At 59.4% G+C, this 22,405-nt stretch carries 19 protein-coding genes and 1 pseudogene; 5 read left to right on the plus strand and 15 right to left on the minus strand.

Annotation, left to right across the window (positions count from 1 at the left end; all coding sequences use genetic code 11):
- Positions 1-31 precede the first annotated feature (31 nt).
- The 8 genes from KGD89_RS00495 to exbB form a co-directional block, all read right to left on the minus strand.
- Positions 32-1,684 (minus strand): Na/Pi cotransporter family protein, encoded by a 1,653-nt coding sequence (locus tag KGD89_RS00495; RefSeq protein ID WP_025257868.1) that lies wholly within the window; start codon positions 1,682-1,684, stop codon positions 32-34.
- A gap of 267 nt (positions 1,685-1,951) precedes the next feature.
- Positions 1,952-3,259, minus strand: a complete 1,308-nt coding sequence (locus tag KGD89_RS00500; RefSeq protein ID WP_025257869.1) for a CitMHS family transporter — start codon at positions 3,257-3,259, stop codon at positions 1,952-1,954.
- 314 nt (positions 3,260-3,573) lie between these two features.
- Positions 3,574-4,971: an aminoacyl-tRNA deacylase and HDOD domain-containing protein gene (locus tag KGD89_RS00505; RefSeq protein ID WP_025257870.1), complete on the minus strand. Its 1,398-nt coding sequence runs from the start codon at positions 4,969-4,971 to the stop codon at positions 3,574-3,576.
- An 86-nt stretch (positions 4,972-5,057) separates the two neighbouring features.
- Positions 5,058-7,133, minus strand: coding sequence for an ATP-dependent DNA helicase RecG (recG, locus tag KGD89_RS00510; RefSeq protein ID WP_025257871.1), 2,076 nt, complete (start codon positions 7,131-7,133; stop codon positions 5,058-5,060).
- 9 nt (positions 7,134-7,142) lie between these two features.
- Positions 7,143-8,066, minus strand: coding sequence for a hydrogen peroxide-inducible genes activator (locus tag KGD89_RS00515; RefSeq protein WP_025257872.1), 924 nt, complete (start codon positions 8,064-8,066; stop codon positions 7,143-7,145).
- Between the two features lie 92 nt (positions 8,067-8,158).
- Entirely contained in the window at positions 8,159-8,908 is a 750-nt protein-coding gene (locus KGD89_RS00520; RefSeq protein ID WP_025257873.1) for an energy transducer TonB, read from the minus strand.
- Positions 8,905-9,330: a TonB system transport protein ExbD gene (exbD, locus tag KGD89_RS00525; RefSeq protein ID WP_003377967.1), complete on the minus strand. Its 426-nt coding sequence runs from the start codon at positions 9,328-9,330 to the stop codon at positions 8,905-8,907. The genes KGD89_RS00520 and exbD overlap by 4 nt, the downstream gene beginning before the upstream one ends.
- A 3-nt stretch (positions 9,331-9,333) precedes the next feature.
- The gene (gene exbB / locus KGD89_RS00530; RefSeq protein WP_025257874.1) at positions 9,334-10,290 is read right to left on the minus strand and encodes a tonB-system energizer ExbB; all 957 of its coding nucleotides are present in this window, start codon (positions 10,288-10,290) and stop codon (positions 9,334-9,336) included.
- Positions 10,291-10,497: 207 nt separating this feature from the next.
- On the opposite strand from exbB, the gene KGD89_RS00535 reads away from it, so the two are divergent.
- Complete coding sequence (locus tag KGD89_RS00535) at positions 10,498-11,346, plus strand: SDR family oxidoreductase (RefSeq protein WP_025257875.1); 849 nt, start codon at positions 10,498-10,500, stop codon at positions 11,344-11,346.
- 51 nt (positions 11,347-11,397) lie between these two features.
- Here the strand turns inward: KGD89_RS00535 and KGD89_RS00540 are convergent, their stop codons facing one another.
- The 6 genes from KGD89_RS00540 to KGD89_RS00565 form a co-directional block, all read right to left on the minus strand.
- Positions 11,398-12,135: a hypothetical protein gene (locus KGD89_RS00540; protein WP_025257876.1), complete on the minus strand. Its 738-nt coding sequence runs from the start codon at positions 12,133-12,135 to the stop codon at positions 11,398-11,400.
- Positions 12,136-12,189: 54 nt separating this feature from the next.
- Positions 12,190-12,570 carry a RidA family protein gene (locus tag KGD89_RS00545; protein WP_025257877.1) on the minus strand — a complete coding sequence of 127 codons (381 nt, stop codon included), beginning with the start codon at positions 12,568-12,570 and terminating at the stop codon, positions 12,190-12,192.
- Between the two features lie 24 nt (positions 12,571-12,594).
- The gene (spoT, locus tag KGD89_RS00550; protein WP_025257878.1) at positions 12,595-14,700 is read right to left on the minus strand and encodes a bifunctional GTP diphosphokinase/guanosine-3',5'-bis pyrophosphate 3'-pyrophosphohydrolase; all 2,106 of its coding nucleotides are present in this window, start codon (positions 14,698-14,700) and stop codon (positions 12,595-12,597) included.
- A 60-nt stretch (positions 14,701-14,760) separates the two neighbouring features.
- The gene (gene rpoZ, locus KGD89_RS00555; RefSeq protein ID WP_025257879.1) at positions 14,761-15,024 is read right to left on the minus strand and encodes a DNA-directed RNA polymerase subunit omega; all 264 of its coding nucleotides are present in this window, start codon (positions 15,022-15,024) and stop codon (positions 14,761-14,763) included.
- Between the two features lie 147 nt (positions 15,025-15,171).
- Positions 15,172-15,807 (minus strand): guanylate kinase, encoded by a 636-nt coding sequence (gene gmk / locus KGD89_RS00560; protein ID WP_025257880.1) that lies wholly within the window; start codon positions 15,805-15,807, stop codon positions 15,172-15,174.
- Positions 15,808-15,820: 13 nt separating this feature from the next.
- Complete coding sequence (locus KGD89_RS00565) at positions 15,821-16,684, minus strand: YicC/YloC family endoribonuclease (RefSeq protein WP_025257881.1); 864 nt, start codon at positions 16,682-16,684, stop codon at positions 15,821-15,823.
- A gap of 293 nt (positions 16,685-16,977) precedes the next feature.
- Here KGD89_RS00565 and rph point away from each other — a divergent pair, with 293 nt between their 5' ends.
- Positions 16,978-17,700 (plus strand): ribonuclease PH, encoded by a 723-nt coding sequence (rph, locus tag KGD89_RS00570; RefSeq protein WP_025257882.1) that lies wholly within the window; start codon positions 16,978-16,980, stop codon positions 17,698-17,700.
- Between the two features lie 25 nt (positions 17,701-17,725).
- Entirely contained in the window at positions 17,726-18,088 is a 363-nt protein-coding gene (locus KGD89_RS00575) for a DUF4870 domain-containing protein (RefSeq protein ID WP_025257883.1), read from the plus strand.
- Between the two features lie 63 nt (positions 18,089-18,151).
- Here KGD89_RS00575 and KGD89_RS00580 read toward each other — a convergent pair whose 3' ends face one another.
- Entirely contained in the window at positions 18,152-20,032 is a 1,881-nt protein-coding gene (locus KGD89_RS00580) for a methyl-accepting chemotaxis protein (protein WP_025257884.1), read from the minus strand.
- Between the two features lie 516 nt (positions 20,033-20,548).
- On the opposite strand from KGD89_RS00580, the pseudogene KGD89_RS26255 reads away from it, so the two are divergent.
- Both KGD89_RS26255 and KGD89_RS26260 read left to right on the plus strand, forming a co-directional pair.
- Positions 20,549-21,430: pseudogene (locus KGD89_RS26255) on the plus strand (methyl-accepting chemotaxis protein); the annotation flags it as partial.
- A gap of 201 nt (positions 21,431-21,631) precedes the next feature.
- Complete coding sequence (locus KGD89_RS26260) at positions 21,632-22,336, plus strand: methyl-accepting chemotaxis protein (RefSeq protein WP_397430453.1); 705 nt, start codon at positions 21,632-21,634, stop codon at positions 22,334-22,336.
- The last annotated feature ends 69 nt before the right edge of the window (positions 22,337-22,405 follow it).

The following is a 22,405-nucleotide window of genomic DNA, read 5'->3' on the forward strand; positions in this document are numbered from 1 at the left end:
TGTTTAACAGACTTCGCGCTGCCTGGGACGTTCACACCGATTGCTCTTGAATGCTCTCGCTCGACAAGGCTCCGGTATCGGCGGCTCCCAGCACGGCATAGGCGCTGCTGCAGAATAGCGAGTTCAAGCGTTTCATGTCAGCGATGAGCTCAAGATGCAGCGAGCTGGTTTCGATACTCTGCACGACCTTGCGTTGCAGGCGGCTGACGTGAGCATGGGCAAGACGCCGTTCCAGTGCCCTGAAGCGGCGCTTTTCCCTGAGCAACTGGCGGGCGCTCTCTTCATCCGAACTGAGAAAGACCGACAGGCCAAGACGCAGGTTGGACTGCAACTGGACATGCAGGTCGGCCAGTTCTTCCAGGCCGACTTCCGAGAACGAGCGGCGCTGGGAGGTCTTCTGCTGCTGGATCTTGCGCAGCATGCGCTCGATCAGGTCGCTGGCCAGTTCCAGGTTGATGGTCAGCTCGATGATTTCTGCCCAGCGACGGTTATCGTGCTCGCCCAGTTCCTCGCGAGGCATCTGGGCCAGATACAGCTTGATCGCGCTATAGAGTGCTTCCACATCATCGTTCAGTCGGCGAACTTCCTGGGTGACGGCCGTTTGCGTGCCGCGCAGTACCGCGAGCATCGAGCCCAGCATGCTTTCGATCAGGTCGCCCATGCGCAAGGTTTCACGCACGGCATTGGCCAATGCCAGGCTGGGTGTCGACAAGGCGGCGAGGTCCAGATGCCTGGCTTTGGCCGGGCCGTTGGCTTCGGCCTGATAGGGCAGCAATGCGGCGCACAGGCGCGCCATCGGGCCAACGGTGGGCAGCATCAGCAGGCAACGTGCGGTGTTGTAGATCAGGTGAAAACCGATCACCAGTTCCTGAGGGCTGAAGCCCAGGGAAGAAAGCCAGTGCACCAGCGGGTCGAGCACCGGAATGATCAGCAACAGGCCCAGCAGCTTGTAAAGCAGGCTGCCCAGCGCCACTTGCCGACCGGCGACGTTTTGCATGCTGGTGCTGAGAAAGGCCAGCAGCCCGCTGCCGATGTTGGCGCCGATCACCAGACCGATTGCGACAGGCAGGCCAATCACATCGGCTCCTGCCAGCGTGGCGGTCAGCAATACCGCCGCCAGACTGGAATAGGAAAGCAGCGCGAACAGGGCGCCGACCAGGGCATCGAGCATCAGGTCGCCGGTCAGTGAGGCGAACAGCACTTTTACCCCGGAGGCCTGGGTGATGGGCGTGGTCGCGCTAACGATCAGTTGCAATGCCAGTACGATCAGACCCAGTCCGATAGCGACCCGGCCCAATTGCCCTGCCCGTGTCTGTTTGCGCGACAGAAAGAAAATCACCCCGAGGAAAATCAGCAGCGGTGAAAGCCACGACAGGTCCAGGGTCAGCACGCGGGACATCAGCGCCGTTCCCACATCGGCCCCGAGCATGATCGCCAGCGCGGGAGTCAGGGTCATCAGGCCCTGGCCCACGAACGACGTCACCAGCATGGCGGTGGCGTTGCTGCTCTGCACCAATGCGGTGACCAGAATGCCCGCGATAAACGCGAGAGGTCGTTTGGACATGTTCTGGCTGAGGACGCGGCGCAACTGGGCGCCATACACGCGAAGGATTCCGGTGCGCACGATATGCGTGCCCCAGATCAGCAGGGCCACGGCGGATAACAAATCGAGCAGGGTCAGCATACTGAGAGCCCCCTGAGACGTGCCCCATTCAGGGCAAAGGATTGAAGGTGCAGCGTGTAGCGAGCGGAAATATTTTATGACGCTCTACTAAAGCTTTTAGTCGGCCTTTGGCCTTGGCGCCAGCATCGCACAGGCACTGGTCTATTGAAATAAAACTGTCATAAATCAGTGTATTGACGTCGCTATCAGGACAGCGACAAGGAATATGTCTTTTCTGACTGGTGCCCGCCGCCAACGGTCAGGTTGGCGGCGGGGAGAACGGCTTGATTAAACGCTGCTGACCAGCGGGAAGATACCCATCAGCAGTGCAGCGATCAGGATGCAGATACAGACCAGGATCGCCCATTTCAGGGTGAAGCGCTGGTGATCACCGAAGTCGATACCGGCCAGTGCTACCAGCAGATAGGTCGATGGAACCAGCGGGCTGAGCAGGTGAACCGGCTGGCCGACGATCGAGGCGCGAGCCATTTCCACCGGCGTGATGCCGTAATGGGCAGCCGCTTCCGCGAGTACCGGCAATACGCCGAAGTAGAACGCATCGTTGGACATGAAGAAGGTGAACGGCATGCTCGCCAGTGCAGTGATGACCGCCAGGTAAGGCCCCATCGCTTCCGGGATCACAGCCAGCAGGCTTTTCGACATGGCGTCGACCATGCCGGTGCCGGTCAGGATGCCGGTGAAGATACCGGCGGCGAAGATCAGGCCGACTACCGACAGAACGCTACCGGCGTGTGCCGCAACACGGTCTTTCTGGTCCTGAAGTTTCGGGTAGTTGATGATCATCGCGATACTGAACGCGATCATGAACAGCACGGGCAGAGGCAGCAGGCTCATCATCAGGGCGACCATCAGCGCCAGCGTCAGGGCACCGTTGAACCAGATCATCTTCGGACGACGGGCATCCGGGAACTGCGAAACACTGATTTCGCTGTGGTCGATTTCATCGCCTTGCAGATGCAGTTCACCCAGACGGGCACGTTCACGTTTGCCGTAGAAGTAGGCAATGACCAGGATCGCGACCACACCGGCCAGCATGGCAGGGATCATCGGTACGAAAATATCCGAGGCATCCACATGCAGGGCGCTGGCTGCGCGAGCGGTCGGGCCGCCCCATGGTGTCATGTTCATCACGCCGCCAGCCAGAATGATCAGGCCAGCCATGATGCGCGGGCTCATGCCGACACGGCTGTAGAGCGGCAGCATGGCTGCGACGCAGATCATGTAAGTGGTCGCGCCGTCACCGTCCAGGGAAACCACCAGCGCCAGCACGGCAGTGCCGACCGAAATGCGCATCGGGTCGCCTTTCACCATTTTCAGGATCTTGCGCACGGCCGGGTCGAACAGGCCCGAGTCGATCATCAGAGCGAAGTAGAGAATTGCGAACATCAGCATGACGCCGGTTGGCGCCAGCTTGGTGATGCCAGCCAGCATCATCGGGCCAATCTGCGGGCCGAAGCCGCCGAACAGGGCAAAAATGATCGGTACGATAATCAGGGCAATAAGCGCGGTCATGCGTTTGCTCATGATCAGGTACATGAACGCAATAACCATGGCGAAGCCAAGGAAAGTCAACATAGGAATACTCCAGACGTAATACGGCTACAGAACGGTGAAACGAACGAGTCAGCTCAGCAGAGGCAATACGTGGAGGGGAGACGCAAGAAGGGTATGAATCGGGGTAGGAACAAGCATCGCAATCACCATTTATTGTTGTTAATTGGGCCGCAGGGTGTGTTGAACACGCTTGCTGGCTAGCCGGTCTTTTGCCGGTGGTGAGGTGATCCTAATTGCAGAAGCTTTCACTTACCTTTCAATGGTGAAAGGGATTCGCGAATAAATTCGTTCTCACAGACGGGATGTGGGAGCGAATTCATTCGCGAAAAAGCCGATTACTGGGAGAACTGAGACGCCAGTTCACGCAGCATGACTTCGGCTTCCAGAACCTTTCTGACAGATTCGTTGGCTTTTTCACGACTCAGGCCCAGGCGCTCGAACAACTCGTCCGGGATTTCCTGCTGAGGGCCCGAACCGACGCCGTTGGCGCTCAGCAGGCGGACCGCCAGAAAGATCAGGTTGGCGTATTCGCAATGCTTGCCCGCGTAGTACGGGTCATGCTGGAAGCGCAGCGCAGTGGACAGTTCGTCCGGCATGTCCCAGTAACGCATCAGCCAGGCACCGATCTGTTCGCGGCTGATGCCCAGCAAGTGATGCTCGACATAGCTGTGATGCAGATGCGGGTTGACCTCCAGTTGACGGCAGATCAGCGAGAAATGCGGCGGGAACACGTGTGCCAGCAGCAGGTAGCCGAAGTTGTGCAGCAGGCCGGCCAGATAGGTCAGGCCGCCTTCCGGGCGCTTGGCGCGCGGAATGGCACGGGTCAGGCCCTCAATGACCGCAGCGGTGTAGATCGACTGTTGCCAGTAAGGCGTTGTCTGCTGTGGATGGTCCTTGGGCAGGCTCAGGGTCTTGCCAAGTGCCAGACCCAGCGCCAGGTTGATGACCAGATCGAAACCCAGCACGCGGACGATGGCGTCTTCGACCGAGCGAATCTTGCCTGTCGAGGCGTAGTAGGGCGAAGCGGCCCAACTCACGACCTGAGCGGCCAGCGCAGGGTCGGTTTCAACCACGCCGGTAATGTCATCGATGGTTGCGTCAGGGTCGACACGCAGCTTGATGATCTTCTGCGCAGTACCGGCCAGCGGTGGAATTTCCAGCGTCGCTTCCAGGCGTTGCTGGATGCGCCGTGCCGTGAAGGCATGCATGGCCTGGGTGATTTCTTCGCGGTCGTCATCGGGACGATCGAGGTTTGGATGAATACCGCTCAGCAGTTCGCCAAAATGCGCTGCACTGGCCTTGCTCAGCATGCCCCTGAAGTCTTCGCTGTTGATTTCCAGCAGAACGCCCGGCTCTCCGGAGCCAATCAGTAACGCAGGTTCCTGCAGCAGACGATCGTCATACAGGCAGGGAGAACTGGTCAGGGCTGGCAAGCCCGGCAGGGCATGCAGGTTGTGCTTGGCGAGCATGCGCAGGAGGCGATCATGGGGAACGGCTGCCAACTGGCGACCGGTCAACTCGGTGATCCGGTTGAGGTCCAGCAACTGGCTCTGCGGGAACAGGATCAGTAGCGCGCCAACAGCGTCTTCGACCAGCACGGCCTGGACTTTACGCGATGCCGGCAGGCTCGTGTCATCCACGACTTCGTTACAGGAGATGGCCAGTTTTTCAAGCAGTTGCCGGATTACCGACGGGGCTTGGTGAGAGTCATCGACGTGGGCAACTTCTGTCATGGTCTTTGTCCGTTTTCCTACAATGTCGGCAGTATAACCAGCTTATTTGTTTTGGGCCGCATGCGCTTCCCAAAGCGTTGCCTGCGTCACACCTGACCGTATTGTTGACCGTGTCTCAACCAGCGCTCAAGCAAGGGGCTGACATGCTGTGGCCAGCGCTCCAAAAGCGCGTGGGCCGCATCTCGCACGGCAGGTAGCAAATCGGCATCACGCATCAGATCAGCCACCTTGAACTGCAGGAGGCCCGTTTGTCGGGTTCCCAGCATTTCACCCGGACCACGCAGTTCCAGATCCTTTTCGGCGATGACGAACCCGTCATTGGTTTCACGCATGATGCCCAGGCGTTGACGGCCGACTTGTGAAAGCGGCGGATGGTAGAGCAGCACGCAATGGCTGACGGCACTGCCGCGTCCGACACGCCCGCGCAACTGGTGCAACTGGGCAAGCCCGAGGCGCTCGGGGTTTTCGATGATCATCAGGCTGGCGTTGGGCACATCGACGCCGACTTCGATGACTGTGGTCGCTACCAGCAATTGCAGTGCACCCTGTTTGAACTCGGCCATGATCGCGGCCTTTTCCGCAGGCTTCATGCGCCCGTGAATCAGCCCGACCCGCAACTCTCCCAGCGCACTGCTCAGTTCTTCGAACGAAGTCTCGGCGGCCTTGCAGGTCAGTTCTTCGGATTCTTCGATCAGTGTGCAGACCCAATAGGCCTGGCGACCTTCTGCACAGGCAGCGCGCACTCGCTCGATGACTTCGATGCGACGGCTGTCGGCTACCAGCACGGTATTGACCGGTGTTCGCCCAGGCGGCAGTTCATCGAGGATCGAGGTATCCAGGTCGGCGTAGGCGCTCATGGCCAGGGTTCGCGGAATGGGGGTCGCGGTCATGATCAACTGATGCGGACACATCATGCCGCCCACGCCTTTCTTGCGCAGAGCCAGACGTTGCTGGACGCCGAAGCGGTGCTGTTCGTCGATGATGACCAGCGCCAGACTCTTGAACTGCACTTCATCCTGGAACAGTGCATGAGTACCCACCACCATGGGCGTGCCGCTGGCGATCTGTTCCAGTGACGTGGCGCGGGCCTTGCCCTTGAGCTTGCCCGCCAGCCAGGCTACGCCCACGCCCAGCGGTTCAAGCCAGCGCTGGAAGTTGATGTAGTGCTGTTCGGCGAGGATCTCGGTCGGCGCCATCAAGGCAACCTGATAACCGGCTTCCAGTGCCTGGAGTGCTGCCAGTGCAGCGACGACGGTCTTGCCCGCGCCCACATCGCCCTGAATCAGGCGCAGCATGGGCTCTGGCTGGCTGAGGTCGTAAGCCACTTCCTTGCCGACCCGCTGCTGTGCGCCGGTGGGTGGAAAGCCCAGGTTGGCCAGGAACTGCCTGGGCAGTTTCTTCGCCAGGGGCAAGGCCGGTGCATGCTGCGCACGCAGGCTTTCACGCAGCCGTTGCTGGGAAAGCTGATGGGTCAGCAATTCTTCAAACGCCAGACGGTGTTGCGCCCAGTGATGGCCCAGGGCGAGTTCTTCGATGTCGGCATCGGCGGGCGGATGATGCAGATAGCGAATCGCATCGTCCAGCGGAGCCAACTGGTAGTCACGTGCCAGCTCTTCGGGCAGCCAGTCCGGCAGACTTTTGGGGCCGAGCATCGCCAGGCTTTGCTGGCAGAGCTGACGCAGGCGTTGCTGGGTCAGGCCTTCGGTGGTCGGATAGATCGGTGTGAGGGTCTGCTCGACAGGCGCGGGTTCGTCGCCGGTCAGCGCCCGGTATTCGGGGTGGTAGATTTCCAGGCCCGAAGCGCCGGGTCTGGCTTCGCCAAAGCAGCGCAGATGAGTCCCGCGCTTCATGCTTTCCTTCTGGGCGTTGCTGAAGTGGTAAAAGCGCAGGCTGACAACGCCTGTGCCGTCACCCAGTCGCACCAGCAGGCTGCGGCGCTTGCCCATGACCACATCGGCGCCGCTGACCACGCCTTCGATCACCGCATCCTGGCCAGGACGCAACGCGCCGATAGGGACGATGCGAGTCCGGTCCTGATAACGCAGCGGCAGGTGAAACAGCACATCCTGCAGGTTTTCCAGGCCCACCTTTGCCAGCTTTTCAGCCATGGCCTCGCCGACGCCCTTGAGCGCCGTGACCGAGACTTTGGAAAGCTCGCTCATTTTCTCTGCCTAGCTTGCTTCTGTTTTTGGACGAGCCACTGAACACAGGCGTACGGAGTCAGCAAGAATCTCGATTGCCTTGGGCCTTGGGAAACTGGCGCGCCATGCGATGGCGACCGTACGGAAAGGTACGGGGGCCGTCAGCGGGCGAACTTCGATGACGCCAGGAGCGTAATGGTGGCTGTCCACTGCCGACAGCGGCAGGATCGAGATACCCAGTCCTGAGGCGACCATATGGCGAATGGTTTCCAGCGAGCTGGATTCCACGGTCGTATGCCGGGCGCCTTCGCCGCCTTTGGTCAGCGTCGGGCAGGCTTCCAGGACCTGATCCCGGAAGCAGTGACCTTCGCCCAGCAGCAACAGGCTCTTGTCGTTGAGTGCCGAGGCATCGATGGACGTTTTCTGGGTCCATGGATGGTTGGCCGGCATCAGAACCGAGAAGGGCTCGTCGTAGAGTGGCAGGGTCAGCACATCGGCTTCGTTGAAAGGCAAGGCGATGATGACCGCGTCCAGCTCACCGTTGCGCAGCTTGTCGCGCAGGACGTGAGTGAAGTTTTCTTCGATGTACAACGGCATCTGCGGGGCGACCCGGTGCAGTTGTGGAATCAGATGCGGAAACAGATACGGGCCGACGGTGTAGATAGCGCCGACTTTCAGCGGCGCCGTCAGTTGGTTCTTGCCCGCCTGGGCCAGCTCGCGGATGCCTTGTGCCTGCTCCAGCACCTTTTGGGCCTGGGCAACGATGCCTTCACCGACAGGCGTCAGACGTACAGCACTCTTGCTGCGCTCGAAAATCAGCACACCCAGTTCATCTTCGAGCTTTTTAACGCCCACCGAGAGTGTGGGCTGGCTGACGTGGCAGCGTTCGGCGGCGTGGCCGAAATGCTGCTCTTGAGCAAGCGTGACGATATAGCGCAATTCTGTAAGGGTCATAACGTGCGTCCATGAAGTTGCGGCCCCAGCATAGCGGGTGCAATCGATAGACGCACGTTATCAGAAGCACTCATGAGTAACAAAAGTGTTATTCAGCGTTTATCCAGGGAATAAACGAAAGGTGCCAGGATCTCGATCGTGCCGTTGTTCAGGGTTTCCGCTGGCGGTTTTGGCAAGGGTTGAGCACGACGGATCATCTCCATGGTGGCTCGGTCCAGCGCCGGACTGCCTGAAGTGCTGGCAATCGAGTAGGACAGGACATTACCTTCCGCATCGACCACGAAGCGCAGACGGGCTACCCCTTGCATGCCGCGACGGCGGGCATCTTCGGGATACTTCTTGTACTTGCTCAGGTGCCGTAGCAGGTCGCTCTGCCAGCTTGGCAGTGCCGTGCTGGGTGGAGACGGCGGGCTGGGCGGTGCCTGTGGTGCAGCCGATTTCTCGGGCGGAGCCGTTGTCGGCGGGGTGTCCACCGGTTTTTCGGCAGCAGGTTTCTCCTGTGGAGGCTCAGGCTTCTTCTGCGGCTTTGGCGGCTGCGGTTTTGGCTTGGGCTTTTCCACTTTCTTGGGAACTGCGATTTCCGGCTTTGGCGCCTCGACCAGATCCGGCAACGGGACTTCTTCTTCCGGTGCTGGCGGTTGCGGCGGCTGAACGACCTGCGGCGGTGGTGGCGGTGCGAGTTCGGGCAAAGGTGCCAGTTCGACCATCATGGCGGCCGGCGGCAGCTCGATGGCCTGCGATGCCGGCCAGCGGAGTGCGACGATCACCGCGATGGCATGCACAGCCAGCACCAACAACAGACTACCGCTATAGCGCGTCAGTGTTTGGCGCGTACTGATCATTTTTTACCAACCGTCTCAAGGCCAACCAAACCGACTTTCAGGTAGCCGGCACCGCGCAGGGTGTTCATGACTTCCATCAGATCGCCGTAATCCACGCCCTTGTCGGCCTGGAAGAAGATGGTGGTGTCTTTCTTGCCCTTGGTCCTGGCATCCAGTACCTGGCCAATCTGCTCGCGAGCGACTTTCTCTTCGCCCAGGTACAGGCTCTTGTCAGTCTTGACGCTGAGGAAGATCGGCTTTTCGGGCCGAGGTTGCGGTGTTGCGGTGGACGCTGGCAGATCGACCTTGATGTCCACGGTCGCCAGAGGTGCCGCGACCATGAAGATGATCAGCAGTACCAGCATGACGTCGATGAACGGCGTCACGTTGATTTCATGGTTCTCGGCGAGATCGTCGCCGCCTTCGTTAAGATGCAGGCCCACGTCTTAGCCCACCTTTACCATGTGCGGTTGCTGTTGGTTGCGGTCGGCTTCCGGCAGGTGGTCCAGGTCGCGGCTGACCAGCAGCAGAACCTGAGCGGATGCGTCGGAAACCTGAGCCTTGTAGCCAGCGATGGAGCGGGCGAAGACGTTGTAGATCACCACCGCAGGAATGGCTGCAACCAGACCCAGTGCAGTTGCCAGCAGGGCTTCTGCGATGCCGGGTGCAACCACGGCCAGGTTGGTGGTCTGGGTCTTGGCGATGCCGATAAAGCTGTTCATGATGCCCCACACGGTGCCGAACAGACCGACGAAGGGTGCGGTCGAACCGATGGTGGCGAGCATGCCGGTGCCGTTGCTCATGTTGCGGCCACAGGCAGCGACCAGACGTTCCAGACGGAAGCTGACACGTTCCTTGATACCTTCGCGCTCGCGGCTGTTGGCTGAAAGACGCATTTCTTCCAGGGCGTCATGGACCAGCAAGTGAGCCAGCGTGCCCTCCTTGTTGGCGCTCTGGCTGGCGTCGCTCAGGGAACGGGCCTTTTTCAGGCCGGCGATTTCAACCCGCAGACGACGCTTGGCGCCCAGCAGTTCGAAGCCTTTGGCGATCCAGATGGTCCAAGTGATGATCGAAGCGATGACCAGGCCGATCATCACGGCTTTTACGACGATATCGGCGTTCTGGTACATGCCCCATGGCGACAGGTCGTGAGCCATGCCCAGGCCGGCTTCTTCGGCGACAGGTTCCAGAGTATCGGCAGGCGCAACGGCTTCAGGCTGGGCAGCAGGTGCGGTGGCTGGAGCTGCGGCAGCCGCTTGTGGTGCCGGAGTGGCCGGGGCCGACTGGTCAGCGAGAGCGACAGGTGCGAGCATCAGGCTCAACACAAGGGCAGCCACACCACGCCATGCACGTGGCAGGCGAGGTAGCTTGGTTGGCGAAGCGGGTGATTGAATACGTGTCATGCTGGCCTGACCTGAAATGGAAATAATGATTGTCCCGGGACGTCGTTCTAGCGGCTCGACGAAAGTGCGTGGACAAATGGACGGGTATTATTGCAAATCGTTCTTGTTAGCAGAAGTAATAATGTATCTTTTTTTCAATAAATAACATCAGGCGCTCTTATTCCTGATTATTTTTCGGATTCATCCGTCGTTATGTGGAGGTACAAGGTGTCCGCTCCTTCTCTTCTGATCGCTGGTTGTGGCGATATAGGTTGTCGTCTTGCCACCCGGTTGCTGCCTCTCCAGTGGCGGATCCATGGCTTGCGACGTGATACGTCACAGTTGCCCGAAGGCGTGATTCCGGTGAAAGGCGACTTGTTCGACTGGCTGGAGCCACAGGACTGGCCGACAGAGTCCATCGATTATCTGGTGTATTGCGCCACACCCACGCAAAGGGACGAATACGGTTATCGACGTGCCTACGTCGAAGGTCTTTCCCATGTCTTGAGCTGGATGAAGCAGCACGGCCAGCAACCCAGGCGGGTGTTCTTTGTCTCCAGCAGCGGTGTCTACGGGCAGCAACAGGGTGAGTGGGTCGATGAAACCTCCGCAACCGAGCCGTCAGGCTATACCGGCACGGTGATGCTGGAAGCCGAACAGGTTGCCCTCGGCAGCGGTTGGCCCGCTACGGTGGTGCGCCTGACGGGGATTTACGGACCTGGTCGCAACGACCTCTCCAATCGCGTGCGTCAGGGCCATAGCGTGCGTGTCGATCCGCCGGTCTATGCCAACCGTATTCATGCGGACGATGCGGCGGGGTTGCTGGCTTTTCTGCTTGAAGCCGATGCAAAAGGTGTGGCGCTGGAGGATTGCTACCTGGGTGTCGATGACGACCCGGCGGCGCTTGGCGATGTGGTGGCCTGGATCCGCGAATACCTGGGCGTGACCGAATGGTCCGAAGATGTGAGTGTGCAGCGGGTAGGCAGCAAGCGATGCAGTAATGCCAGGGCGCGGGCGCTGGGTTGGGCGCCGGAGTATGCGGATTATCGTGCGGGGTATGCAGCGTTGCTGGGGTAGTGAGAAGCAGGCCCGGCCATCCTGATGGTCGGGCCTGTCTTCACGGATGCATCACTGCTGCTCAAGCAGCCAGCGACGCTCGCCTGGACGCAGTTGAGGCATCTCGCCTGCGCCAGCCGCGTTGAGGGCCTGGAAGATTTCCAGTTGCTTGCCTTTGCGGGCAAATATCCACGGGCTGCCCTGCTCGTTCTTTTCCAGCCACATGCTGTCGTATTCGCCGCTCATGGCTGCACAATCGCCCGCCAGGCACAGGGCGTAACGATCGTTTTCCGGAAGGCCCTGCACGCTGCCGTCCGGCATGAACTGCACGACGCTGCCCTGACCGTCGCCGCTGACGATGGTCCATTTGCCGCCCATGTAGGCACCATACAGAGCTCTTTCAAAGCTGCTACCTGATGGCGCGCCTTCCGGAGCCGGGTTTTTCGGCTTCTCGAAATGTTGTTCCGGGCCGGATTCGCTGGCGGCCTGAACAAGGTGGTCGCCCTTGATGCTCAGGTTTTCAGAGAAGCTGCCGTAGAAATTGACGTTCAGCTTGCCGTCGGCTGCGCTGGAGATCTTGCCTTCGCCGAGCTCGAAACCGTTGGAATAGATGGCCTGATTGGCCTGGGTGTTGACCTGCCATTCCAGGTTTGGACCGTTGGCAAGCAGGGCTTCGCGCAGGTTGCCGCCTTTTACGGCAGCGTCGATGGCGCTCTGGTTGATCCAGGTACCGTCGGGGTTGCGGTCGGCATGGCTGGCGCAGCCAGTCAGGAGGGCGGCCAGCAGTGAGATGGCGAGCGCGGAGCGCATAGCGGAGTCCTTCCTTTGCAGGGAGCGGAGCGGCTGGCGCTCCGCCGGGATGATTTATTCGATGACGAGAATCGCGTCCATTTCTACCTGGGCGCCACGTGGCAGTGCGGCAACGCCAATGGCGGCGCGGGCCGGATAAGGCTGCTCGAAGTATTTGCCCATGATCTCGTTGACCTTGGCGAAGTTGCCCAGGTCGGTCAGGAAGATGTTCAGCTTGACGATGTCCTTGAAGGAGCCACCGGCTGCTTCAGCGACAGACTTGAGGTTCTCGAAGACCTGAACGATCTGGGCTTCGATGCCTTCGACCAGTTCCATGCTCTTGGGGTCCAGAGGGATTTGCCCGGACATGTAGACGGTATTGCCAGCCTTGATTGCCTGGGAGTAAGGGCCGATGGCTGCAGGGGCCTTGTCGCTGGTGATGACAGTCTTGGTCATGAAGAACTCCTGATGATGGGGTGGCTAGGCGCGCATGCGGGTGATGCGTGTCACTCCTGCCAGGGCGCGCAGTTTCTTGATCACGCGGGCCAGATGCACGCGGTCGTGAACGCTGACGACCAGTTGGACAACGCTGATGCGACCATCGCGCTCGTCCATGCTGATCTTTTCGATATTGCCGTCGGCGGCGTTGACGCTGCTGGCCAGCAGGGCAATCAGGCCGCGCTGGTGTTCCAGCTCCACGCGCAGCTCGACATTGAACTCGCCAGTGACATCCTTGGCCCAGGACAGCTGGATGCATTTTTCCGCGTTGTGGCGGATTTCGCTGATATTGCGGCAGTTGTCCAGGTGCACGACCATGCCCTTGCCTGCGGACAGGTGGCCGACAATCGGGTCGCCGGGGATTGGTGTGCAGCACTTGGCGTAACTGAGTACCAGGCCTTCGGTGCCGCGAATCGCCAGCGGGCCTTCAGGGCTTGGCAACTGTTCGCCTTCGCCCAGCAGGCGGCGGGCGACCACATAAGCCATGCGATTGCCCAGGCCGATGTCTTCGAGCAGGTCTTCCAGCACTTCGACGCGGTATTCGTTCAGCGCCAGCTGGATGCGCTCGGGAGCGATCTTGTCCAGGGTGCTCTCGAAGCCGTTGAGCACCTTGTTCAGCAGGCGTTCGCCCAGGCTGATGGACTCGGAGCGGCGTTGCAGTTTCAGCGCATGGCGGATATGGGTGCGGGCCTTGCCGGTGACCACGAAGTTCAGCCATGCCGGATTCGGGCGTGCGCCCGGTGCGCTGACGATTTCGACGGTCGAGCCGCTTTGCAGCGGTTCGGAAAGCGGCGCCAGCCGACGGTTGATCCGGCAGGCGATGCAACTGTTGCCGACATCGGTGTGGACCGCATAGGCGAAGTCCACTGCCGTGGAGCCTTTGGGCAGCTCCATGATCCGGCCTTTTGGCGTGAAGACGTAGACTTCGTCCGGGAACAGGTCGATCTTCACGCTTTCGATGAATTCCAGGGAGTTGCCAGCGCGTTGCTGCATCTCCAGTACACCCTTGACCCACTGACGGGCGCGGGCGTGGGTGCCCTTTGGCTGCTCGTCGTCGGTGGATTTGTACAGCCAGTGCGCGGCAATCCCGTTGTTGGCCATCTCTTCCATTTCGCGGGTGCGGATCTGGATTTCGATGGGCACGCCATGCATGCCGAACAGAGTGGTGTGCAACGACTGATAGCCGTTGGCCTTGGGGATCGCGATGTAATCCTTGAAGCGACCGGGCAGCGGCTTGTACAGATTGTGTACAGCGCCCAGCACGCGATAGCAGGTGTCTACCTTGTCGACGATGATGCGGAAGGCGTAGACATCCATGATCTCGTTGAAGGCGCGACGCTTGCCGCGCATCTTCTTGTAGATGCCATAGAGGTGTTTCTGCCGTCCGCTGACTTCGCCTTCGATTCCGTCCACGGCCAGGCAATGGCTCAGGGACTCTTCGATCTTGTTGACCAGTTCCTTGCGATTGCCACGGGCGCGCTTGACCGCCTGATGGATGCGCGAAGAACGCATGGGGTACATGGCCTTGAAACCCAGGTCCTCGAATTCGATGCGAACGCTGTGCATGCCCAACCGGTTGGCGATGGGCGCATAGATTTCGAGGGTTTCCTTGGCGATGCGGCGGCGCTTCTCACCGGACAGGACTTCCAGCGTGCGCATGTTGTGCAGACGATCGGCGAGCTTGACCAGGATCACGCGAATATCGCGTGCCATGGCCATGGCCATTTTCTGGAAGTTTTCAGCCTGGGCTTCGGCCTTGGTCTCGAAGTTCATCTGGGTCAGCTTGCTGACCCCGTCGACGAGTTCGGCCACGGTTTCGCCAAACTGGAGGCTGAGTGCTTCCTTGGCGATACCGGTGTCTTCGATCACGTCATGCAGCATCGCAGCCATCAGGCTCTGATGGTCCATGTGCATGTCGGCGAGAATGCTTGCGACCGCAAGCGGGTGCGTTACATAAGCTTCGCCACTGCGACGGCGCTGGCCGTCGTGGGCTTGTTCGGCGTAGTAATACGCTCGGCGGACCAGATTGACCTGGTCCTTGCCAAGATAGGCCGAAAGGCGGTCGGCGAGTGCGTCTATGCTCGGCAAGGCGTTACTCCTTGCGCGTGGCTTTTACACTGCGTCGAACCACATCGCCCCGGCATAGGCTTAGACGGCCTCGCTGGACTCGTCCTCGAACGCTGCGAACAATGGTTCATCTTCAACGATTTCGGCTTCTGCGATGACAGCGTAATCCATCAGGCCAGCTGCGATTTCACGCAGGGCAACGACGGTAGGCTTGTCGTTTTCCCAAGCCAGCTTGGGTTCCTTGCCGCCAGTAGCGAGCTGACGCGAACGCTTGGTAGCGAGCATGACCAGCTCGAAGCGGTTATCGACGTGTTCCAGGCAGTCTTCAACAGTCACGCGGGCCATGGGTATTCCTCGTAGCAAATGCGTATGCGCGGTGCCCGGATGGGCGAGCGGACTCGGTAGTTTACAAGCGGTTAGCCACAAGCTTCAAGCGGCACGCCGAAGGGTGAGCGTTGCGGGCAGGCGTCAGAGCTTGCCCGCAAGGGCGGTTCAGGCCAGTAACTCATTGAATAACTGACTGTATTTCTCTTCCTGATGCTCCAGGCTGAGCCGGTTGGCGCGGAAAATGGCTTTCAGGTCTTCCAGTGCATGGGCGAAGTCATCGTTGATCACGATCGACTCATATTCCTTGTAATGGCTCATTTCGCTGACCGCTTCGCGCATGCGGGCGTCGATGATCTCGTCGCTGTCCTGGCCTCGGTTGGTCAGGCGCTGGCGCAAGGCCTGCTGGGTTGGCGGCAGAATGAAGATCGAACGCGCATGGGGCATCTGCTTGCGAACCTGTTGGGCGCCCTGCCAGTCGATTTCCAGAATCAGGTCGTGGCCTTCGTCCAGGGTCTGCTGCAGATGGCTTTGCGACGTACCGTAGAGGTTGCCGAAAACTTCTGCCTGCTCAAGGAAGTCACCGTGTTCGATCATGCGCTGGAATTCGGCGCGATCGACGAAGTGGTAGTTCACGCCATCGACTTCACCGGGGCGCATGGCGCGGGTGGTGTGGGACACCGAAACGCGGATCTGTTGCCCGGAGTTTTTTTCCGAGTCGTCGATCAGTGCCTTGACCAGGCTGGTCTTGCCTGCGCCGGACGGGGCGGAAACGATGTACAGGGTACCGGTACTGTGGGTCATGTCAGGTTCAGCCTTACTCAATGTTCTGCACTTGTTCACGCATCTGCTCGATCAAAACCTTGAGGTTGACGGCGGCTTGGGTACTGCGTGGGTCGAAGGCCTTGGAGCCTAGTGTGTTGGCTTCGCGGTTGAGCTCCTGCATCAGGAAGTCCAGGCGACGGCCTGCCTGTCCGCCGGTCTTGAGCACGCGACGCACTTCCGTGACGTGTGTGCTCAGGCGATCGAGCTCTTCCGCGACATCGCTTTTCTGCGCCAGCAGAACCATTTCCTGTTCCAGGCGCTGAGGGTCCAGCTCGGCCTTCATGTCGGCAAAGCGGTCCGTGATTTTCTGCCGCTGGGTGGCCAGCATCTGTGGCACCAGCGTGCGCAGGGTGGCGACTTCCTGAGTGATGGACGTCAGGCGCTCATCGAGCAGTCTGGCCAGATCCGCGCCTTCGCGACCGCGACCGTTCTTCAGTTCGGTCAGGGCTTCGTTGAACAGCTCAAGGGCTGCGCTGTTGAGGGCCTGCGGGTCAGTGGCATCGGCCACGAGCACGCCGGGCCAGGCCAGGACTTCCAGAGGATTCAGGGCGGCGGGCTGCTTGATCAGGCCCGCGACGGCTTCAGCGGCGGCAATCAGTTGTTTTGCACGCTCGCGATCCACCTGCAGCGGTTTGCCGGCGGTTTCCTCGACGAAGCGCAGGGTGCACTCGACCTTGCCACGGGACAGACCCTGGCGCAGCGCTTCGCGAATCGCGCCCTCCAGGTCCCGGAAGGATTCCGGCAGACGCAGATGAGGCTCGAGGTAGCGATGATTGACCGAGCGTAGTTCCCAACTCAATGTGCCTTGAGTGCCTGCCTGTTCGACGCGGGCAAAGGCCGTCATGCTGTGCACCATGGAAGTACCTCTTGTATTCGGTCCATGAACGCGGCCGCGCTGCAGTCATGGAAGTCGTGAAAGCCGACAGGTTGCAAAGGCGCAGGATTGTAGCGCAGTGCGGCGCAGGCTCCCAATCCGCGAGTGTGACAAGCATTGCAAGGCATTATCCTTTTCGTCGCTTCGTGCTGGAGAACCCGGTTCCAGAGCCTTTGAACCATTCGGTATCGGTATTGCGACTTTTAGATGTGCCCAGCCTTGGTTGTGACCTCTATAATGCTCGGCAGTTTTCCGTCCCAGTACAGGTATTCCAGATGAAACGTCCAAGTGGTCGCTCTGCCGATCAGCTCCGTCAGGTCCGCATCACCCGCAATTACACGAAGCACGCCGAAGGTTCTGTGCTGGTGGAGTTCGGTGACACCAAGGTGATCTGCACGGTCAGCGTCGAAAATGGCGTACCACGCTTTCTGAAAGGTCAGGGCCAGGGTTGGCTGACTGCCGAGTACGGCATGCTGCCGCGTGCAACCGGTGAGCGTAACCAGCGCGAAGCCAGCCGCGGCAAACAAGGCGGCCGCACTCTGGAAATCCAGCGTCTGATCGGTCGTTCGCTGCGTGCTGCTCTGGACATGTCCAAGCTGGGCGACGTGACCCTCTACGTCGACTGTGACGTGATCCAGGCCGATGGCGGTACGCGCACTGCCTCCATCACCGGCTCCATGGTTGCCTTGGCCGATGCCCTGAAAGTGATCAAGAAGCGCGGCGGCCTCAAGGGCGGTGATCCGCTCAAGCAGATGATCGCTGCCGTTTCCGTTGGTATGTATCAAGGCGAGCCAGTGCTCGACCTGGATTACCTGGAAGATTCCGCTGCCGAGACTGACCTCAATGTGGTCATGACCAGCGCCGGTGGTTTCATCGAAGTGCAGGGTACTGCCGAAGGCGCGCCATTCCAGCCAGAAGAGTTGAATGCAATGCTGGCGCTGGCTCAGAAAGGCATGACAGAGTTGTTTGAATTGCAGCGTGCCGCACTGGCCGACTGAATCGTGCAGTAACGAGGAGCCGCAAATGAGTGACAGCCAGTTTTCCAAACCTGCTCGTGAAGTGCGTCAATGGGCGATGTTCTGTCATCTGTCGGCTTTCTTCGGGTTGATCTTCCCGTTCGGCAATCTGCTCGGGCCGCTGATTATCTGGCAGCTCAAGAAGGACGCTGATTCGTTTCTGGATTCTCAGGGCAAGGAAGCGCTGAACTTCCAGATCACGGTTTCGATTGCCTCCATTGTCAGCATGCTGCTGTTCGTGGTGGTCATCGGGATTCCGCTGCTGGCACTGGTCTGTATCGGTGCGATGGTGTTGACGGTCATTGCGGGGATCAAGGCCAATGACGGCCGGGACTACCGCTATCCGTTCACCTGGCGTGCGCTGAAGTAACGATCCTGCACGAAACCCGTCAGCCGTTTCCTGCGCAGGAAACGGCTGACGTGGCTGGCTTCATCAGATCTTGAAGCTGTCCACCAGTTGCTTCAAACGTCCTGCCTGTTGCGACAGCGCCGCACAGTCCTTGAGGGTTTCATTGAGGTTGGCAACGCCCTGTTGATTGAGGCTGTTGATCTGGTTGATATCTACGTTCAAGGTTTCCACCACGGCGGTCTGCTCTTCAGTGGCCGCAGCGACTGACTGGTTCATGCCGTCGATTTCGCCAATGCGCCGGGTAACGTCGCGCAGACGGTTGCCTGCCTGATTCGCCACTTCCACGCTGTCCTGGCTGGAGGTCTGGCTCTCGTTCATGTTCACGACCGCCTGCTGCGAACCGCTTTGCAGCTCGCCGATCATTTTGTGGATTTCATCGGCAGACACCTGGGTGCGATGCGCCAGGTTGCGCACCTCATCGGCTACCACGGCAAAGCCGCGGCCCGCATCGCCGGCACGTGCTGCCTCGATGGCTGCGTTGAGCGCCAGCAGGTTGGTCTGCTGCGAGATGCCTTTGATGACGTCCAGAATGTGCCCGATGTTGTCGGTGCTTGCATTGAGGGTTTCGATCCTGGAGCAGGAGTCGCTGATCTTGCTCGACAGCTCGCTCATGGAGCTTATGGTCTTTTCTACCACGATGCGGCCGTCTTCGGCCTGCTCACGGGCTTCGCTGGCCTGGATAGAGGCGTCGGAGGCGTTACGGGCAATTTCCTGGGTGGCAGCACCCAGTTCGTTGATCGCGGCGGCAACGCTGTTGGTACGGGCGCTTTGTTCGTCGAAGCCTGTGATCGAGGCGTTGGAGGATTCCACCACACGTCGCGACAGGTCGTGCACCTGAACCGTTGCCGACGACACTTCGGCAATCGAGGCATGGACGCGCTCGACAAACTGGTTGAAGGCGCCGCCAAGCTGGGCGAATTCATCCTGGCCCTGAATGTTCAGGCGACGGGTCAGGTCGCCTTCACCCTGGGCGATATCTTCCATTGCACGACCCATGTCGGTCAGTGGACGCATCAACGCACTGATCAGCAGGCTCAGCAGCAAGGCAATCACGGCCACGGCAATCAGCACGGCGACCAGCGCAGAACTGCGGAACTGGCTCAGGGGGGCATAGGCCTTGTTTCTGTCGATGCTCAAGCCGATATACCAGTCGGCCGACGGCAGGCCGGTGATCGGGGTGAAGGACAGGATGCGCTCTTGCCCATTGAGGGTCACTTCACGCAGGCGCTTGTCCAGGGTCAGGGTCTGGCCTGGATAAATGTCCTTGAGGTTCTTGAGGACCTGATCCTTGTCCGGGCTGACGATGACCTGACCGTCGCCGCTCACCAGGAAGGCGTAGCCGATACCGCCGAACTCAACGGAGTTGATGATCTTGACCAGTGTATCGAGGCTCAAGTCGCCACCGGCCACGCCGGAAACCTGACCGCCTGACTTGATCGGACTGGCGATAGTCACCACCAGGCCGCCTACCGAAGCGAGGTACGGCGCGCTCAGGATGCTTTTGCCAGCGTCGATGGTGGATTTGTACCAGGGCCGTTGACGTGGGTCGTAGCCGGCCGGCATTTCGACATTTGGACGCTGGGTAAACGCGCCCTTGCTGTCACCGACGTACGTGAACTGGAAAGTGGAGACCAGCGAGGACTGGGACACCAGACCACTCAGGTCTGTCCCTACACCCTGGAAGGCAACGTCCTGAGCGAGGTTTTCCAGAACAAGAATGCGTCCGCTCAGCCAGTTCTGAACACTGCTGGCGGTCAATTCCCCGGCCTGTCCTACCGACGTCTCGAGATTCTGACGAATAGTCGTGCGTTGCAGGTAATCGTTATAAAGCGTGAACAATGCGAATGCCAATACCACGACACCCGATGCTGCTAACAGAATTTTATGACGGAACTTCAAGCTCATTACTATAAATCTCGGCAGAAACAATAGGTTGGATGTTCGGGTCGTTTATTTTTATAGAGGCGTTCTATATCGCTATGCCTAAAGTACTATATATGCACGTGCTAATGGTGGACTTTTTGGATCCATTATACGCAGATTTTTGACGTCTTTTTTATGACAGGGTATGACGAGCGCCATACTCTGGATGCCTTTATAACCGTGGTCTTGAGCGAATGAAAGCTTCGTGAAAGCCTGGCGAATATTTTTCAACTTTTATCGACTTTTTATTTCAGTCGGGCTGTGATCTGCCGATAGTGTCATTACGTATTTCCCTTGCTGCGGCCTAAAAGAACAACCTACCAGCGGCCATAATTTAAAACATGACGATCCCGGAGAAAGTCGATGAATAGCTGGTTTGCCAACATCAGCGTAAATATGAAACTGGCCCTCGGGTTCGGTCTGGTACTTGTTTTTACTGCCATTCTTGCCTTGACGGGCTGGACCAGCCTCAGCGGGCTGATCGCGCGCAGCAACTGGATGAGCGACATCACTTCGCTCAATTCCCAGCTGACCAAGCTGCGTGTGACGCGCCTGCAATACATGGTGGCTAACGGTGACGAAAAGGTCGCCGAAACCGTTCAGGTTTCCCTGGATGGTTTCAAGAACTATCAGGAAAAACTGCTCAAGAGCTTCAAGAGCCCTGAAAACGTCAGGCTGCTCGAAAAGCTGGGTGCCGTGATCAGCGATTATCAGAAATCCCTGAACAACATGCGCAATGGTTACAGGACCAGCATCGCCATGCGTACGGAAATGGGCGTGCATGCGGTCAAGGGCGCGGCCCTGATCGAGCAGATCCTGGCGGATGTCAAAAATCTGGATCCTGCTGATGAAACCCGTTTCAGCCAGTATGAAAGCGTCGTCACGACCAAGGAAGACATGATGCAGGTGCGGTACGAAGTCCGTGGCTATGCCGCCGACATCACACCTGAAAACGAACAGAAAGCCGTCGCCCAGCTGGACGACGCCATCAAGGGCCTGAATGCGCTCAAAGCCACTTTCAGCGACACACACGGCGATATTCTGAAGCAGCTGGAAACGGCACTGGGCAACTATCGCACCGCGCTTCAGGGCTTCAAGACGGCCAATGTCGATATCGCTCAAGCCCGTAAGGAAATGACCGTACAAGGCCAGGACATCGTCAAGATCAGCGAAGACATGTATCAGATTCAGCTGGATCGTCGTGATATGGAGAGTGAACAGGCTCGCAACATGCAGATTGGCTGCACGGTGCTGGCGCTGTTGCTGGGCATTCTGGCTGCGGTGCTTATTACCCGTCAGATCACCCGTCCTCTGCAGGAAACCATGGCCGTTGTAGACCGCATCGCTTCGGGCGATCTGTCGCAGACCATCGTGGTGACCCGCCAAGACGAGCTGGGCGTGCTGCAACAAGGCATCCAGCGCATGGGTACGACTCTGCGCACACTGATTACCGGGATTCGCGACGGTGTGGCCCAAATTGCCAGCGCTGCCGAAGAGCTGTCGGCTGTGACCGAACAGACCAGCGCCGGGGTCAACAGCCAGAAAGTGGAGACCGATCAGGTGGCTACTGCCATGCATGAAATGTCGGCCACTGTTCAGGAAGTTGCCCGCAACGCCGAACAGGCTTCGCAAGCGGCTTCCAATGCCGACCGCGAAGCTCGCGACGGCGACAAGGTGGTAGGCGAGGCCATTGCGCAGATCGAGCGTCTGGCCACTGAAGTGGGTCGTTCGGCTGATGCCATGAGCGAGCTGGAGCAGGAAAGCGACAAGATCGGCAAGGTCATGGACGTGATCAAGGCCGTGGCCGAGCAGACTAACCTGCTGGCCCTCAACGCGGCCATTGAGGCGGCACGTGCGGGTGAAGCCGGTCGTGGTTTTGCGGTGGTGGCCGACGAGGTGCGTGGCCTGGCGCAACGTACCCAGCAATCCACCGAGGAAATCGAGACGCTGGTGGCCGGTCTGCAGAACGGCACCCGTCAGGTGTCGAACATCATGCTCAGCAGCCGCGAGCTGACAGCCAACAGCGTTACCCTCAGCCGCAAGGCGGGCGCATCGCTGGGCAATATCACCCAGACTGTCTCCAACATTCAGGCCATGAACCAGCAGATCGCCGCTGCTGCCGAAGAGCAAAGCGCTGTGGCCGAGGAAATCAGCCGCAGCATCATCAACGTGCGTGACGTTTCCGAGCAGACCGCTTCGGCCAGTGAAGAAACCGCTGCTTCCAGCGTCGAGCTGGCCCGTCTGGGTGGCCAGTTGCAGATGATGGTCAGCCACTTCCGCGTCTGATACATCCCGCCTCACTCTTGAGCCCGGCCTTTGCCGGGCTCAGTTCTTTCTGGCGCCAGCCTCTCTATC

The sequence above is a fragment of the Pseudomonas cichorii genome (genome assembly GCF_018343775.1).
Classification (GTDB): Bacteria; Pseudomonadota; Gammaproteobacteria; order Pseudomonadales; family Pseudomonadaceae; genus Aquipseudomonas; species Aquipseudomonas cichorii.

What these genes read in the sequence shown, in the direction of transcription:
- KGD89_RS00495 (WP_025257868.1), bottom strand. Translation starts at nt 1,684, where the DNA reads ATGCTGACCCTGCTCGATTTGTTATCCGCCGTGGCCCTGCTGATCTGG.
- KGD89_RS00500 (WP_025257869.1), bottom strand. Translation starts at nt 3,259, where the DNA reads ATGTTGACTTTCCTTGGCTTCGCCATGGTTATTGCGTTCATGTACCTG.
- KGD89_RS00505 (WP_025257870.1), bottom strand. Translation starts at nt 4,971, where the DNA reads ATGACAGAAGTTGCCCACGTCGATGACTCTCACCAAGCCCCGTCGGTA.
- recG (WP_025257871.1), bottom strand. Translation starts at nt 7,133, where the DNA reads ATGAGCGAGCTTTCCAAAGTCTCGGTCACGGCGCTCAAGGGCGTCGGC.
- KGD89_RS00515 (WP_025257872.1), bottom strand. Translation starts at nt 8,066, where the DNA reads ATGACCCTTACAGAATTGCGCTATATCGTCACGCTTGCTCAAGAGCAG.
- KGD89_RS00520 (WP_025257873.1), bottom strand. Translation starts at nt 8,908, where the DNA reads ATGATCAGTACGCGCCAAACACTGACGCGCTATAGCGGTAGTCTGTTG.
- exbB (WP_025257874.1), bottom strand. Translation starts at nt 10,290, where the DNA reads ATGACACGTATTCAATCACCCGCTTCGCCAACCAAGCTACCTCGCCTG.
- KGD89_RS00540 (WP_025257876.1), bottom strand. Translation starts at nt 12,135, where the DNA reads ATGCGCTCCGCGCTCGCCATCTCACTGCTGGCCGCCCTCCTGACTGGC.
- KGD89_RS00545 (WP_025257877.1), bottom strand. Translation starts at nt 12,570, where the DNA reads ATGACCAAGACTGTCATCACCAGCGACAAGGCCCCTGCAGCCATCGGC.
- rpoZ (WP_025257879.1), bottom strand. Translation starts at nt 15,024, where the DNA reads ATGGCCCGCGTGACTGTTGAAGACTGCCTGGAACACGTCGATAACCGC.
- gmk (WP_025257880.1), bottom strand. Translation starts at nt 15,807, where the DNA reads ATGACCCACAGTACCGGTACCCTGTACATCGTTTCCGCCCCGTCCGGC.
- KGD89_RS00565 (WP_025257881.1), bottom strand. Translation starts at nt 16,684, where the DNA reads ATGGTGCACAGCATGACGGCCTTTGCCCGCGTCGAACAGGCAGGCACT.
- rph (WP_025257882.1), top strand. Translation starts at nt 16,978, where the DNA reads ATGAAACGTCCAAGTGGTCGCTCTGCCGATCAGCTCCGTCAGGTCCGC.
- KGD89_RS00575 (WP_025257883.1), top strand. Translation starts at nt 17,726, where the DNA reads ATGAGTGACAGCCAGTTTTCCAAACCTGCTCGTGAAGTGCGTCAATGG.
- KGD89_RS00580 (WP_025257884.1), bottom strand. Translation starts at nt 20,032, where the DNA reads ATGAGCTTGAAGTTCCGTCATAAAATTCTGTTAGCAGCATCGGGTGTC.
- KGD89_RS26260 (WP_397430453.1), top strand. Translation starts at nt 21,632, where the DNA reads ATGTCGGCCACTGTTCAGGAAGTTGCCCGCAACGCCGAACAGGCTTCG.